Annotated in this window: 15 protein-coding genes and 1 pseudogene; 10 read left to right on the top strand and 6 right to left on the bottom strand. The window is 41.7% G+C overall.

The features are described from left to right. A partial coding sequence (locus tag B9G53_RS10630; protein WP_094531959.1) for a histone deacetylase occupies positions 1–686 on the bottom strand: 686 nt, incomplete at its 3' end. A 131-nt stretch (positions 687–817) separates the two neighbouring features. On the opposite strand from B9G53_RS10630, the gene B9G53_RS10625 reads away from it, so the two are divergent. The 6 genes from B9G53_RS10625 (at position 818) to B9G53_RS10600 (ending at position 7,898) form a co-directional block, all read left to right on the top strand. Then, a complete protein-coding gene (locus tag B9G53_RS10625) occupies positions 818–1,438 on the top strand; it encodes a hypothetical protein (protein WP_141211761.1) in 621 nt (206 codons plus the stop codon). Positions 1,439–1,507: 69 nt separating this feature from the next. Continuing rightward, positions 1,508–3,016, top strand: coding sequence for a PAS domain-containing hybrid sensor histidine kinase/response regulator (locus tag B9G53_RS10620; protein WP_094531955.1), 1,509 nt, complete (start codon positions 1,508–1,510; stop codon positions 3,014–3,016). A gap of 527 nt (positions 3,017–3,543) precedes the next feature. Continuing rightward, the gene (locus B9G53_RS10615; RefSeq protein WP_094531953.1) at positions 3,544–5,001 is read left to right on the top strand and encodes a hypothetical protein; all 1,458 of its coding nucleotides are present in this window, start codon (positions 3,544–3,546) and stop codon (positions 4,999–5,001) included. Between the two features lie 35 nt (positions 5,002–5,036). Next, positions 5,037–6,446: a tetratricopeptide repeat protein gene (locus B9G53_RS10610; protein ID WP_094531951.1), complete on the top strand. Its 1,410-nt coding sequence runs from the start codon at positions 5,037–5,039 to the stop codon at positions 6,444–6,446. Between the two features lie 76 nt (positions 6,447–6,522). Further along, positions 6,523–7,227, top strand: coding sequence for a GDSL-type esterase/lipase family protein (locus B9G53_RS10605; RefSeq protein WP_094531949.1), 705 nt, complete (start codon positions 6,523–6,525; stop codon positions 7,225–7,227). An 89-nt stretch (positions 7,228–7,316) separates the two neighbouring features. Then, on the top strand, positions 7,317–7,898 hold the full coding sequence (locus tag B9G53_RS10600; protein ID WP_094531947.1) for a Uma2 family endonuclease: 582 nt from the start codon (positions 7,317–7,319) through the stop codon (positions 7,896–7,898). A gap of 10 nt (positions 7,899–7,908) precedes the next feature. On the opposite strand, the gene trmD is transcribed toward B9G53_RS10600, so the two are convergent. Further along, positions 7,909–8,580, bottom strand: coding sequence for a tRNA (guanosine(37)-N1)-methyltransferase TrmD (trmD, locus tag B9G53_RS10595; RefSeq protein ID WP_094531945.1), 672 nt, complete (start codon positions 8,578–8,580; stop codon positions 7,909–7,911). Positions 8,581–8,638: 58 nt separating this feature from the next. On the opposite strand from trmD, the gene glp reads away from it, so the two are divergent. Next, positions 8,639–9,892: a gephyrin-like molybdotransferase Glp gene (glp, locus tag B9G53_RS10590; protein WP_094531943.1), complete on the top strand. Its 1,254-nt coding sequence runs from the start codon at positions 8,639–8,641 to the stop codon at positions 9,890–9,892. A 229-nt stretch (positions 9,893–10,121) separates the two neighbouring features. Beyond that, on the top strand, positions 10,122–11,396 hold the full coding sequence (locus B9G53_RS29020; RefSeq protein WP_369683000.1) for an RNA polymerase sigma factor SigF: 1,275 nt from the start codon (positions 10,122–10,124) through the stop codon (positions 11,394–11,396). Between the two features lie 19 nt (positions 11,397–11,415). Here B9G53_RS29020 and B9G53_RS10580 read toward each other — a convergent pair whose 3' ends face one another. The 3 genes from B9G53_RS10580 to atpD all read right to left on the bottom strand — a co-directional run bounded on the left by B9G53_RS10580 (position 11,416) and on the right by atpD (position 14,038). Further along, positions 11,416–11,649, bottom strand: a complete 234-nt coding sequence (locus tag B9G53_RS10580) for a hypothetical protein (RefSeq protein WP_094531941.1) — start codon at positions 11,647–11,649, stop codon at positions 11,416–11,418. Positions 11,650–12,081: 432 nt separating this feature from the next. After that, complete coding sequence (atpC, locus tag B9G53_RS10570; protein WP_094531939.1) at positions 12,082–12,486, bottom strand: ATP synthase F1 subunit epsilon; 405 nt, start codon at positions 12,484–12,486, stop codon at positions 12,082–12,084. Between the two features lie 118 nt (positions 12,487–12,604). Continuing rightward, on the bottom strand, positions 12,605–14,038 hold the full coding sequence (gene atpD, locus B9G53_RS10565; protein ID WP_094531937.1) for a F0F1 ATP synthase subunit beta: 1,434 nt from the start codon (positions 14,036–14,038) through the stop codon (positions 12,605–12,607). Between the two features lie 234 nt (positions 14,039–14,272). Here atpD and B9G53_RS10560 point away from each other — a divergent pair, with 234 nt between their 5' ends. Continuing rightward, entirely contained in the window at positions 14,273–14,791 is a 519-nt protein-coding gene (locus B9G53_RS10560) for a dihydrofolate reductase family protein (protein WP_217901553.1), read from the top strand. Positions 14,792–14,891: 100 nt separating this feature from the next. Continuing rightward, positions 14,892–15,671: a PolC-type DNA polymerase III gene (locus B9G53_RS10555; RefSeq protein ID WP_094531933.1), complete on the top strand. Its 780-nt coding sequence runs from the start codon at positions 14,892–14,894 to the stop codon at positions 15,669–15,671. Between the two features lie 37 nt (positions 15,672–15,708). On the opposite strand, the pseudogene B9G53_RS29015 reads toward B9G53_RS10555, so the two are convergent. After that, positions 15,709–15,811, bottom strand: a pseudogene (locus tag B9G53_RS29015) (DDE transposase); the annotation flags it as partial.

Here is a 15,811-nt window from a genome sequence, read left to right as displayed (position 1 = left end):
ATATTCAAAATATTGCCGTGAGCGCCTGTCTCATCCTTACGACCTGTCATCGGATAAAACGGGGCTTGGTGGGTGGACACATAGGCAATATCAGGACGATCCCAGACTGCATCCTGTGTACCATTACCGTGATGCACATCCCAATCAAGAATGGCGACGCGATCTAGATTTAAGCGATCGCAAGCTGACATCGCCGCGATCGCCGCATTCCCAAAAATGCAAAAACCCATTCCTGACTGAGCGCGGGCATGATGTCCAGGGGGACGAGCCAACACAAAGGCTGGACGACCAGACTCAAGGACAAGATCCACCCCATCTAGCCATGCACTAACCGCTAATAGCGCTACTTCATAGGTCTGGGGTGAAGCGATCGTATCGCCATCAATATAGCCACCACCGCGATCGGTAAGTTGCTGCAAAGCATTGATATATTCTGATGTATGAAAACGACCCACTTCTTGGAGGATGTCCAGCCCTGATTTATAGCGAGAATTAATCGAGGTCGGTTCTTGCCAAACCAATTGTGAGGCGATCGCTGAATTTTTGAGAGCTTCGACTATGGCTGTAAGCCGACCAGATTTTTCAGGATGATAAATACCAGTGTCATGATTTAGAAAACTCTCAGAATAAATTATCGGGAATTTATTGTTATTTTTTTGTGAAATCGAACGGGAATCTGTAAACATACGTGCTTTTGCTGATCGACAAATCAGTGAATAGTTGTTGTCTCCATAGAGACTAGCGTTATACTTTTAAAATCGTGGATTTGTTTGACATCTTTATATAGTTCCACAACAATTTTACTTGGGTCTTTCCTGTGGTCGATCCCTTACAGCCAATACAGCCATCAGACGTAGAGATGCTAGCCGTACCAAAAGAGCTTGCCCTGTCGATCCAAGAGATAATTAATCTCTATCAAAACCATAACCAAAAAAATATAATCGCATCCCTAGAAAATTTGATCTCTACAGTCAAAAGAGAGACTGATCAATCATTTTTAAAAGAGCATTCTTTGGCAAGTGATTCAAATGATTTTGCCATAGAAAATGAGGAAGATTTTCTTAAAAGTTGGGACGATATCTTTAATGTTCAAGTTTATATTGATACCGATATTTTTGGCGAATTAGATCCAAGACCACCTGCTCTAGTGGAGGTAGATCATAGCAATGACAATGAAACGATGATCCAGCATACTGATGCCACTGAAGTATACGTTCAGGCTTGGAAAGAACTAGCCCAAAGTATGTCTGCTTTTCCTGATGACTTGTTTACTAGACTTTGGACAACGACAGAGGTTGCCAAAATTTTGGAATGTTCTCCCAGTAGTTTAAGGCGATCGCGTAGGAGTGGACGCTTACCGATTAGGGTCAAAGACTTAATTTTGGACTGTATTTCCCATGATGGCAAACGCAGTTTATGGTTTGTGCGTCCAGCCTAATTCTCTGTTTTGAAAAATACAATGCCCTGTCATAATAAAAGGCAAGGGCAACCCCTAGCACAAATCTAAATGTCTTCTCACGGCTTTCGTAAATCTTTTCTAAAAGGCAACATATCCATCTATTGGCTGTTGCTGATACCGTTTGTATTGCAGCTTGTCGTCACATGGACAGCTATCAATTACTTAACTTACCATTTTGGTAAAGCCATATTAGAGAGTCCATTTCATCCTAATTCAATAACTCTGCTGTTTGGGTTACCCTTGATTGTGGCAATGGGGCTAGAAGCTTTGATGCTCCAATGGATTAACCGATCACATTTAGGTTTGTCTGAAGCTAATAAAGATTCTTTACAAAATACTGCTAATACTGAAGATCTTAGCGAACAGCAACAAATTGAACTTGACTTGAGAGATAGTCAAGCCAAACTTAAAGCTGCATATATCGAACAGAGTATTCTCCTTGGAGCGATGACTGATGTGGTGCTAGTACGCAATCGAGAAGGCCGTTGTCTCAAAATAGCCAGAACCCAAAATGTGAACTTAAAAGGAACTCGTGAGGAGGTTCTCAGTAAGCCTATTCATGAAGAACTTCCCGAAGAAGCGGCAAATATTATTTTACAAACTATTCACAAAGCATTGATCGCTAAACAAGTTGTTAGTTGCGATTACAGACTAGAAATTGATGGCAAAGAGGTATGGTTTGCTTCAAATATTTCTCCCTTATCTGAAGATACAGTTATTCAAATCTCACGGAATATCACAGAGCGCAAACTCTCAGAAATTGCCCTAGCACAAGCAAAGGAATCCGCCGAAGCCGCAACTAAGGCTAAGAGTGATTTTCTTGCCAACATGAGTCATGAAATCCGTACACCGATGAATGGAGTTTTGGTGATGGCGCAGTTACTCTCGACGACTGAACTCACGGAAGAGCAACAGGATTTTGTGCAGACGATTCTAGAAAGTGGTGATGTTCTTTTAACGATTATCAACGATATTCTGGATTTCTCTAAAATTGAGTCGGGCATGTTAAAAATAGAGCAGAGAGAATATGCGGTAGCAGACGTGTTTCAATCAGCTTGTCATTTATTAAATGGTCAGGCTAAAGATAAAGGGATTGGTTTGCAATATAAGATTCATCCCGATGTTCCCTCACATGTCATTGGTGATATCACTCGTCTGCGTCAGATTCTTATAAATATTGTTGGGAATGCGATTAAATTTACCCCTCAAGGCACTGTGTCCGTTGTCGTTAGTGGTAATCACTTATTTGCAGAAGATCAGAAAGATCAATATGAGCTTCAAGTTGCAGTTACGGATACAGGGATTGGCATTACAGGCGATCGCATTGCCAATTTATTTCAAGCTTTTATGCAAGCTGATAATTCGATTAGTCGAAAATATGGTGGTACTGGTTTAGGTTTAGCGATTAGTAAGCGCTTAGCTGAGCTAATGGGAGGAACGATCTGGGTTGAAAGTTTTGGAAAAGTTGGCGGTAATCCTCCATTAAAGTGGCAGCCTGAGCTAGTCACTCAAGGGGCTACATTCTATTTTGTGATTAAGGTTAAGCTTTCTCAGTGATTCGGCTAATGTCATTATTTGTTTTCTTTTGTTAAGATAGAGTCGCCATTTTTATTTTGGTCTTATTTAGAAATTAATCAGTAATTAAATTTAACCTTGCTGCAAGGCGATCGCAAATAGCCTTAATTACAGCAATTTTCGACCAAACAAACTACAAGAAAGTTTTTGAAAGCGTTGCAAAGCAACGCTTTCAAAAACTTTCTTGATTTGGTGTTGAGCGCAAAGTGTTGTAAATCCAAAAATTACAACCATCCATATTTTTGGTCACCAATTTTTGCAATCCCCAAAAGTGATTGATTAGTGGTGCTTTGCAACGCCAACCAATTACTTTTGGGTTGACATTTGACGACAGTTATACATGATTACTAGACTCGTTGCGATATAATGGGCGAAACTGCTAAAAAGCTTGCCTAGACTACATTTTAATGTTTTTTAACACAAAACTTCTGAAACATGTATAGCAAGAAGATTTCAAGACTTTTTGAGCTTATATCCCAACAGGTCTAAATATTGGAGTTGATGAAGTTATGCAAACGCAATATTCAACTTATCGCACATTACTTGCCCCTGTATCTGGGCATGGACTTTCTGAAGCGGAAGCACAAGATATCTTGCGGCAAATACTTCCTCACCTCATCACATTGCACGATCGCAAGGAAGCACATGGGTCAATCTCTCTAGACACAGTTGCCTATGATTACGACCGTATGCAGATTATCCTGCTAGCTGCCAACGGCCAAAATCATCAAATTTATCTAGCCCCAGAAGTATTGCAAACGCAACAGGCAACCCCCACAGCCGATATTTATGCGATCGGCATAGTAATTATCGTGTTGCTCACAGGCTTTCCCCCTGAAGCACTAAGAACACCAAACCATACATGGAATTGGCAAGAACTTTGCACAGTCAGCGAGCAGTTTAGGCAAATTCTCAATACGGCACTCTCGGCTGAACCTGCCTTTCGCTACAGTAACGCAGGACAAATGCTGCAATCTCTCCAACCAGTGATTAACCCTTCTGAATCGACGATCACCTCTCTGGCTGCTCCTCTCCTCTTGCCATCGCCTATCCTAGCAACTTTGTCATCAAAACCATCCTCACCACAAACTCCATTAACTACCGAGCTAAATTCCCTAGGATCATTAAATTCAGGAATAAATAACAGCCATAAAACCAAAAAACTGAAGGTGAATTTCTTCAATTCCCAAATTTATAGAAAAGCAAAGGCTGCTAAAAATCAACCTAAATCAAATATCAAAGACCTCACACGAGTCTTCCTGACGATGCTTTTAGGTGGTGGAGTTACTGTTAGTGTTGCAGTCGGAGCTTATTTTTATATGCAGTCCAAAGTTGCGAATAATGGCAATACAAATTTAGAGTTTGTCAATTCTGTAAATCAATCAATGGATCAAGCGATCGTACGGATTGATGAGAACAAAAAGTCTGATGATGATATAGATAAATTAATCACTTTAGCCAAAGAGAAATATGAATCTAAAGGTGATTTGATGGAATCAAAAAGGATATTACAAGCAATCCCGTTAGATAGTCGGAAGCGATCGAAAGCTGACCAACTCTTGGCTCAATGGGAGCAAGATCTGAAGAAAAATAACGACCTTACTCAAAAAGTAGATAAACCAACGAAAGATGGAAAATGGCAAGCCGTGATCGATACTGTTAAAGGAATTTCACCGACTTCTTATTGGCAGTCACGGGGCAAGGAAATTATAGAAGAAACGAAGCAAAAGCTGACTATCCCTACTGTACCAGCATCTCAATCCGTTGCAGTTCCTCCAGCAAATGTAGATTCTTCACGCAATCTAACTGGAGAAATATATAATAATCCTCCTACAGAAATATATACCACTCCCTCAGAAACATATACCCTTCCACCAGACACTTATAACTCTCCAGCAGCAACATATAATCCTCCTCCAGAAAGCTCAGCTTCACCATTACCACCAGCACCGCGCGTTGCTAGATAGCATCTCTACGAAATTCAGCTTTTCCATCGAAACCTATGACTTCTCACTCTTTACTGCTTCGTTTATTAACCTATTGTTTGATTTTGTCAGGTTGTACAATAGAATTCTTTGGGGTATTCACCGATCGCTCTGCTTATAGTCAAACCCCAAAGCGGGTTTGTAATATTGGCTCAACGCCTAATCATCCTGGCAACTACAAACTACTTGGCAATATTTTCCTGAAGCAAAACCGTTTTCACGAGGCTCTCAATTGTTTTGAAATTGCGCTACAAGATGAACGGGGACGCAAAGATCCAGAACTATGGAACAATCACGGTTTAGCATTGGCTGGACTCAAAAAATATGATCAAGCGATCGCTTCCTATGACCAAGCATTGCAAATTAGTCCAGGAGCCATTTTTGTTGATCGCGTTGAGCCTAGAGTAAAAGCAGAAGACTACTATATTTGGTGGTTTAATCGCGGCACAGCATTAGTTGATCTCAAGCGCTACGAAGAGGCGATCGCTTCTTTGGATCAATCCATAAAAATTAAGCCTAGCTTTAGCTTTGTCTGGTTTTTTAGAGGACTAGCATTGTTCCGATTAGAACGCTATGAGGAAGCCCAATCGGCTTACCGTCGGGCTATTTTACTCTCGCCCAATACTCCTTACATTACATCTAAAGACTTACTCAGCCTCCAAGACTATGTAATTTACTATGGGGAAGCGGATGCCAAATCAAGACTAGGAAGTTATAAAGAAACGATTCAATCCTTTGAACGGGGTCAAAAAATTCGCCGCGAGAATCCCCAGATCAAGTTCTTTGACGACAATAACAGTGAAAACTTCTATGAGACTTATATTGACGGCATTCGACTGCTTGATCAAGGCGAAAACCAAAAAGCATTAATTGTTTTTGAGAACTTGATTGCTGAAAAGCCAACCTATACTAACGCTTGGTATGGAAAGGCTGATGCCCTAACAGCTTTGGGGCTTTATCCAGAGGCAATATTAGCCTATGATCAGGTGATTGCCATTGAGCCTGATGACTATCCCTCTTGGTATAAAAAAGGCAATGTGCTTAAGAGAGTCAATCGTAATGAAGAAGCGCTTCAAGCATATGACAAAGCAATAAAACTGTCAGGTGGCTTCTCGGAAGTGTGGCACAATCGTGGCGTGATTTTCTACAATCAAAATAAAGATGCAGAAGCTATCAACGCCTATTCCCAATCTCTCAGAGCCAACATATTATGGGGAGGCATTTCCAAAATTGATACCCAATATGCCTTAGCTGCGACCCTATACCGTGCCAAGCGTTATAGTGAATCTCTTTTGGCGGTTGAGAAAATACTGCAAGAGCAGCCTGAATATCAAGAAGCGTTAGAACTGCGTAAGTTAATTAAAAAAATCACCGTTTGCGATCGCGCAGAAACACAATCTCAATGTAATGAAAAACTTATTAAGTAAAAGTACTTAGTTGCGTTAATCTAGATGTAGATTTGTAAAGACACTAATCCAACAATTAGCCGAAACGCATTGCCCGATGACAACCTTAAATCTGCTAAGAACACCCAACCTCTTTTCTCATTACCATCAACCATTAAAGGTCACAGCATTTGGTGATAGCCTCATCTATGGTTATGGTGATCCTGTTAATGGTGGTTGGGTCGAGCAACTACGGCGGCAATGGATGGCTACAGAACCCAGTCATGTCCTCTATAACCTAGGAGTACGTGGCGATACGGCTGCACAGGTCAATCAACGCTTAGAGCAAGAATTTTTACTACGCGGAGAACTGCGGAATAAACGCCCCGATTTGATGATTCTATCTGTTGGTGTGAATGATTCCCCACGGGTTGGCAAGCGATTAGGAAGAAACATGACGGATGGCGATCGCTTTACCTTAGAGATTGTCAATTTACTGGACAAAGCCCAGAGTCTCTGTCCCGTGATGTTTGTGGGGATGGTTCCCGTCGATGAATCGAAAATGCCGTTTTTAGGTTGTATGCATTTCAACCATGAGGATCAGTTTCGCTACAAAGAGGTCACGAAATCAGCTTGCCAAGTGCGAGATATTCCCTATTTAGATGTATTCGATTTGTGGCAAGAACGGGGACAAGATTGGATTAATAAGCGTTTATGTGAAGATGGGCTACATCCTAATACCGATGGCTATAACGTGCTTTTTCAAGATATTCTCAACTGGCAATCACAGATTCAATTGGAACAACTAATATCCATATCATGAGCCTATAAGATGGAATTTTACTAAAATCGAAAATTATCTAGCCGTTCGCATTTGTTAAAATATAAAAAATCTCTTAATCCCTTAAAAACATGATCGCGGCTAGAGAAAATTTTCCTAAACTCACTCCTAAAGAATACTTTACTTGGGAAGAGAAGCAATTAAATAAGCACGAATATATCGAAGGTAAAGTCTATGCAATGAGTGGCGGCAGCAGAAACCATAGTTTAATTGCGGTCAGGTTTACCACTTTGTTTGCTAATCATTTAGAAGGGAGTAGTTACGAAGTAGGAAACTCTGACCTGCGGGTTAAGATTGTCAAAACCGAAAACTACACTTACCCCGATGTCAGCGTCACCTGTGACGATCGCGACAAAACCACCACTCAATACATTACTTATCCATCCCTAATCGTTGAAGTTCTATCACCCAGTACCGAAGCCTACGATCGCGGTGGCAAATTTAGACTATATGCCAACAATCCCGTATTACAAGACTATCTACTAGTTAGCTCCACCAGTATTGAAATAGACCTCTATCACAAAAAAGATAATGGCGAATGGGTAATTATCAATTATAAAGAAGGTGACATGATCGAGCTAAAGAGCATCAATCTCACCTTTGCGATCGCCCAAATTTATCGAGGACTCACACTTACTCCAGAGTCTGCATAGCAGTGGGTTGTCAACATAGCAAATCAGGACGACGTTGTTTAGTTCTCAAAATTTGTTGTTCTTTCCGCCATTCCGCAATCAATTTATGATTACCCGATCGCAATACTTCAGGAACTTCCCAACCACGAAAAACAGGTGGTCTTGTATATTGTGGATAATCCAACAATCCATCTTCAAAGCTTTCAAATTTGAGTGAATCTTCCTTCCCAACTGTTCCCGGACGCAAGCGCACGACTCCATTAATTAGGGCAAGAGCAGGAATCTCACCACAGGTCAGTACAAAATCTCCAAGGGAAACTTCGCGAGTTACTAAGTGTTCACATACACGCTCATCGACCCCTTCATAACTGCCACAAATGAGAACTAGCTGATCGTAATTAACTAGTTCCTTAAACATTTCTTGCTTCATCGGTTTCCCCTGCGGAGTCAAGTAAATAATTTCTCGCTTCGGTAAACTAGGTAGTGACTCCACCGCTGCAAAAATTGGGTCGGGCTTCATCAACATGCCTACGCCGCCGCCATAGGGTTCATCATCGACACGATGATGCTTATCGGTGGTGAAATCTCTAGGATTGGTGAGATGTACTTCCGCAATTTGATTGGCGATCGCCTTACCGAGCAGACTGGTCTGCAAAGGTGAAGTGAAAAATTCAGGAAAGAGAGTGACAATATCTATACGCATAAATAAATTCTATAGTAGAGGGCAGTGCTACGCGCTGCCCTCTATCTTTAATGTAGTTATGCTGTCTGTCGCTGAAACCGAAAAAATAATTTTAGATTTGGTCAAACCTTTCGATCCAGAAATCGATAGTGAAATTTTGCCCTTGTCGCAAGCGATCGCTCGAATTCTTGCTGAGGACATTAACAGCACTATGGACTTTCCCCTTTGGGACAACTCAGCAATGGATGGCTATGCTTTACGGTATGCAGACTTAGCAGATTTGCCCGAACTAAAACTCGCGATCGCTTCTGAGGAAATTCCCGCAGGGAGGGCGATCGCTAAATCCTTAAGACAAGGTGAATGTATCCGCATATTTACAGGTGGAATGTTGCCGAACGGTGCAGATACAGTGATTATGCAGGAATATACTGAACGCACTGATAATTTTTTACAGCTTAAGGTCAAGCCAATCCAAGGTGAATATGTCCGCCGCAAGGGTGAATTTATTCAGGCTGGCGCAACTCTAGTCAAAGCAGGCACAAAATTAGGCGCAACAGAAATCGGTGCTTTAGCTTCTGCAAAATGTCAAACAGTCACAGTCTACCGTCAACCGAAAATAGCGATTATTTCCACAGGAAATGAATTGCTGAACCTTGATAGTTCTCGGACTCTTCAGTTAGGACAAATTATTGACTCTAATCTCTATGCATTATCAGCATTAATTGAGCAAGCAGGGGCGATCGCCATACCCTTTGGGGCTGTGCAGGATGATCCATCTGCACTGCAAAAGATCATTCAACAGGCGATCGCCTCAGCCGATATCGTCATTTCCACAGGTGGAGTTTCCGTCGGAGATTACGATTATGTCGATCAAATTCTCGAAAAAATAGGCGGAGCTATTCATGTGCGATCAGTTGCCATTAAACCAGGAAAGCCTCTTACTGTCGCATCCATCTTTCCATCTCTTCATGTGAATAGAAGTGAGGATAAAGTTATCTACTTCGGAGTTCCCGGCAATCCCATGTCAGCAATGGTGAGCTTTTGGCGATTTATTCGCGGCGCGATCGCCAAATTAAATGGAAGTAATGAAACTTACTGGTATCCACAATTGATCAAAGCCATCACAACGGAGGATTTACACTCACAAGGGCGGCGCGAAACCTATTTATGGGGAAATTTAACCTATCAAAAAGGAAAGCCGATTTTTCAACCTGTGCAGAATTATAGTTCGGGAAACTTGATCGGTGCGATCGGCTCAAATGCCCTAGCAGTAATGCATATAAACCAAACCTATGTACCAGTGGGAGATGAAGCAATGATTATGTTAGTCTAATCATAATTTCCATCATGGCACTAAATCATTGTTAACGTTATAATCTATGGACTATGAATAAAATGAAAATTCTGTAGTTGTCTTAGACAATGAAAGAACTTGAATATGCAGACATAGCTCAAATGATTTTCATGCAGTTTTAGTTCAGCCTTGCAAGGCTATGGGTCGAGCTAAGACAACGTCACCAAACTCTATGTGCCATTGACAGCTATTGGTATCAAGCACATGTATGCAAAGTTCTCCTCTAATGTATTGGGCATATTTTCTGGCTGCTGGCATCATTGAGGATGTTTGTCTTATGCCATTAGATGAAAATAATTTAACTAAAGAAAATATAGTCACACTTTTAAGAGGATATCGGATTTCTCCCTCTGAACCTTTGCAGCAACAGCTAATTGAAATTCACATGGGATTAATTCGTGAAACGATCGCTTCTTTACCAATCTCATTAATTAACAAAAAAAATATTGGCGATCGCCGATCTAGCGATCGCCCAGACATCACCGAGCGTCGGGTATCGAATCGTCGGGTGGGGGAACGCCGATCAAGCGATCGCGAATTACTCGAAGTTGGCAAACAAGGATTAAAAAAAGCCTTACTCCAATTTAATCCTGAGGCAAATCCCAATTTTTCTGAATTTGCCCGATCTCATATTCACCAGCATCTAGAGAACTTTTTGCAAAGACAATATCTCGACAATCGTAACGAACCTCACGAAGCTGAAGAATCTGATCCGCAGACTACAATCACTCGCAAACAAGAAACCCTCGAAATTTTGCAAGCCTATCGCGCCAATCCCACTATCAAGCTAAGAAATAAACTTGTAAATCTAAATATCGGCTTAGTGCGTCGTGAAGCCTATCACTGGAAAAATCAATGTCAAGAAAGTTTTGAAGACCTCATGCAGGTCGGCTCGATTGGGCTAATTAATGCGATCGAGAGATTTGATGTGAGCAAAGGTAATGCTTTTAGCTCCTTTGCCGTGCCATATATCAAGGGTGAAATCCAGCATTATTTACGCGACAAAAGCCCAACGGTGAGGATGCCTCGCGCTTGGCTAACCACCTATAACCAAGGCTGTAAAATCATTCGTAATAGGCGGACTGAGACTGGTCGGGAACCATCAAGTCAAGAAGTAGCGAATGAGCTAGGTATTACCGTTAGTGAATGGTATGACATTAAACTTGCCTGCCAAAACCGATCGCCTATTAGTCTAGATACACCGATTGATCAAAGCGAAGATAACTCAACCTCGATCGGTGATCTGGTTACCGATCAGAAATACCAAAGTTTTCAACTTGCCCAAGAAGATAATATTCGACTTCAGCAAGCTCTCGACCTCCTAGAAGATCGCACCCGTGAAGTGGTGGAGTTTGTATTTTTAAAAGAATTTACGCATCGTGAGGTTGCTGAGACTTTGGGCATTAGTGCTGTTACTGTTTCTCGACAACTCAAAAAAGGCTTAATTGCCCTCAAAAAGATTTTGGCTACGCCCATTGATTAAACTATCTACATTATCTCGCTCAAGTTTCAGAATCTTCAGTAAATTGGTCAATAGCCTCTAGCATTCCTTCGGAATATGGCTCAAGGATCGTAGAGCAGACATGGAGATCTGCAAGAGCCTTGCAAAATTCATCAGTTTCAGGGTCAGCGCTTTCTAAAATAGCGATCGCGGCTATGGCTTTTTGTAATTGTGGTTGATACTCTGCCATATGGCGCTTGAGGCGATCAATTGGTTGTTTGTATGTACTATTCATTTCTTGAGTCTCCTTTCTAACTTTGCAATTTGATTATGACAATTTGCTACCGTCTTCTCCCAATGAGCGATTAAACCTAAGTCTTGATTTTCAATTTGTTTCTCTCTTTCTTAGGCAAGTTTTTGTAAATGTTCTTCAAGTGCTTTGTATTGACCTTCTAGCTGAATACGATATTTTTTATTGTCAGTCATTTTTTTAGTACTATTTTTTAATTGTATAGCTGTAGACAAACTTATAAAACCTAAGAAGTCAGGGGCGACGCAAAGCGTCGCCCCTGACTTCTTAGGTTTTATGTCTCACAGCGCAAAGCGCTGTAAATTCTACGAATAGCCATACATCGTATATTTTGAAAGATTAAAAGATCAAAAAACGCTTACTAAGAAGTAAGCGTTTTTTGATCTTTTAATCTTTCGCAGAACGAAAATATTGAAATTAAATAGGAGTAGTTGCTTGCAATCTAGCGCGAGCCATCCGCAAATTCTGCTCAGCTTGAATCTTGCCTTGCTTATCTTCAGCCTTAATACTAGCCAAAGCTTGCTCCGCATCTTCAAGTTTTTTGCGTGCTTCTTCAGCATTGATCGTGCTGCCTAATTCGCCGCTACGTACCAAAACAGTTACTTCGTTTTCTTCGACTTCAGCAAAACCACCTGTAAGAGCGATCGCCGCCCAAGCTTTATCTTTGCGAAAACGTAGCACGCCTGTTTCGAGAGCCGAAATTAGAGGGGCGTGATCGGTCAAAATACCCAATTGCCCTGTGGAACTAGGTAAAATCACTTCCTCTGCGACAGTATCCAGAATTGTTGTATCTGGGGAAATTACTTTTACAGTTAGGGTCATTTTTTAAAATATTTGGTTATTTTTTTAGCTGTTAGCTGTTAGCTATTAGCCGTTAGCTATTAGCTGTTAGCTTTTCATGAGCTAAACGCTAAAAGCTAAATGCTAATAGCCAAAATGCCTAATTACCAGCTTTTAACTTTTCAGCCTTAGCGATCGCTTCTTCGATGTTGCCAACGAGGTAGAAAGCTTGCTCAGGTAGTTCGTCAAGTTCACCCTTAAGGATGCGATCGAAACCACTGATGCTTTCTTCGAGGGTGACATACTTACCAGGAGAACCAGTAAATACTTCGGCAACGAAGAAGGGCTGAGACAAGAAGCGCTCAATCTTACGGGCGCGGGCTACAGCCAATTTGTCATCTTCAGAGAGTTCATCAAGACCCAAGATGGCGATGATATCTTGAAGTTCTTTGTAGCGCTGAAGAATTGCTTGTACGCCACGAGCTACACGGTAATGTTCATCGCTGACTACACCTGGTTGCAACATCGTCGAAGAAGAATCGAGGGGATCAACCGCAGGATAAATACCCTTAGAAGCCAAGCCACGAGACAACACGGTGGTTGCGTCCAAGTGAGCAAAGGTAGTAGCAGGAGCGGGGTCAGTCAAGTCATCCGCAGGAACGTAAACCGCTTGTACGGAGGTGATCGAACCTTCGGTGGTTGAGGTAATCCGCTCTTGCAAAGCACCCATGTCTGTCGCAAGAGTAGGTTGATAACCTACAGCCGATGGCATACGACCAAGTAGTGCAGATACTTCGGAACCAGCTTGAGTAAAGCGGAAGATATTGTCGATAAACAACAATACGTCTTGCTTGGACACGTCACGGAAGTACTCAGCCATAGTCAAAGCAGTTAAGCCCACACGCATACGTGCTCCGGGTGGCTCATTCATTTGACCATAAACGAGAGCGAGGTACTGAAGTACGCCCGATTCTTTCATTTCGTTGTAGAGGTCATTACCTTCGCGGGTACGTTCGCCTACACCACCAAACACCGACACACCAGAGTGCTTTTTCGCGATGTTATTAATTAATTCTTGGATTAATACGGTTTTACCTACACCAGCACCACCGAATAGTCCAATTTTGCCACCACGACGATAGGGTGCAAGAAGGTCAATTACCTTAATGCCCGTTTCAAAGGTGCTAGGTTTGGTTTCGAGAGATGTAAATGCAGGGGATGGACGGTGAATTGGGAATTTTTCTTCGGTGGTAACAGGTCCTAATTCATCAATAGGTTCGCCTAATACGTTGAAGATACGACCAAGGGTGTTAGGACCAACAGGAACACTAATCGGTGCGCCTGTATCGGTTACATCCATACCTCTAACGATGCCGTCAGTGGTACTCATTGCAACAGCACGAACTTGGTTATCGCCTAATAATTGTTGTACTTCACAGGTGACATTGATGTCTTGTCCTGCGGAGTTACGTCCAGTTACGACTACGGCGTTATAAATTTCGGGGATTTTGCCACTGGGGAATTCGGCATCGACCACAGGACCGATGATCTTGGTGATGCGCCCGACTGATACTTTCTCTGCGGTTGTTACCATGCTTGCTGTTTACTCCAGCCTCTTAACTCAGAATCTAAAAAATTTGCAATGAAATGACGTGCAAGAAGATATATGCAAGAAAATGCAACATATCAATAGGATCAAACTCTAAGAGTTTAACTTTTTTGCACTCACATATAAAGCTAACCGCTTCTCAAAATATCATTTAATGGGGATCGAAAGATCGCTGGTTTGCCGAAAACGATTAGATTTTCTACTATGGGACAATTGATTTTGTACATTGCAACAAGTTTAGATGGCTATGTTGCGCGTAGTTCTGGGGCGGTAGACTGGCTATTTACGGATCAGGATTATGGATATGAGGATTTTTATGTAACCTGCGATCGCCTAATCATGGGACGCAATACCTATGAGCAGATCCAATCTTGGGGTGACTATCCCTATCCTGATAAGCAAGGTTTTGTATTTTCACGTACCATTCAGCAAGAGCAAGATGAAAATGTGACTTTTGTAGGTGTCGATCTAGCTAGCTTTGTGAAAAATCTTAAATCTCAATATGGTAAACACATTTGGCTAGTTGGTGGCGCAGCGATCGCTAAAACCTGTTTAGAAAATAATCTCATTGATAAATTTATTTTGTCGATCCACCCCATCATTTTAGGGGAAGGTATTCCTTTGTTTCTACCACCTCTACCTACTCTCAATTTAAAGCTAGAAAATTCTCAAGCCTTTGATACAGGGTTGGTGCAGCTTACTTATCAAGCTTTATATAGCTGTAGTCACTTGCATTAAACCCAAGAAGCGAGTGGCGGCGCGAAGCGCCGCCACTTTATTTCCTAGGCTGGCGACAGCTTTAGGACTGACGCATTAGCCGTTTAACTAATTAGAATCAATGAAAATTAATGCCAATCTCTCTACGGAATTGCTCACCTACTATCGCCAGCTTAGTACAGAGGTGTTTACAGTAGTTGACTTAGAAACAACAGGAGGAAAAGGCGATCGCGATCGCATTATCGAAATTTCGGTGCTTCAAGCCACTCTCAAAGATGGAATTCAACAAATACTTACTGATCTAATTAATCCTCAAATCCAAATCCCTGAGCAAATTGTCAAATTTACGGGTATCTCACAGGACATGGTTGCTGATGTTGATGGCAGTGATCAGATTTTGCCAAAATATTTACCCATGCTGCAAACGGGGATTTTGACTGCACATAACATTGGGTTTGACTACTCTTTCCTTAAAGCCGAATATCAAAGACTCGGTATTGAATTTAGCGCTTCTAGGCAACTTTGTACGGTCAAGCTATCAAGGTTGTTACTGCCACACTTACCATCGCGATCGCTGCCCAAATTAGTCAAGCATTATAGCTTTAATGTCGGTAAGTCCCATCGCGCTGAATCCGATGCGATCGCCTGTTGGTTGCTTTTAGAGAAGCTACTCAACCAACTACTCAGTGCCAAAGATGAGGAAATCTTGAATCTATTTGGTCAGCAATGGCTCTCTGGAGAAGACATTGCCATAATTTTACAACTTCCTCTTAACCAAGTTGAAGAGTTTTTGTCAGACTCCACAATCAAATCAATGTTCTCAAATCGTAGACAAATCAATCTTTATCAACGTAGAGGAGTTGAAGAACTGGCAAAGACAATCACTCCATTCTCTACCTAGCAACTAGATTCTAGAACTATAGAACCCATTTGGTATCTTAGGAAGCCTTAGCGAGGCGCTTAAGCATAAGCCTGATAAAGCAAAGATGAATTCTCGCATTAGCATTGTCTAAAGTTCTGTCAAAGTTTTTGACCAGACTT

Source organism: Pseudanabaena sp. SR411 (genome assembly GCF_002251945.1).
Lineage (GTDB): Bacteria > Cyanobacteriota > Cyanobacteriia > Pseudanabaenales > Pseudanabaenaceae > Pseudanabaena.
The sequence above is the reverse complement of the archived record's forward strand: the minus strand, read 5'-3'. Positions and strand labels throughout refer to the sequence as shown.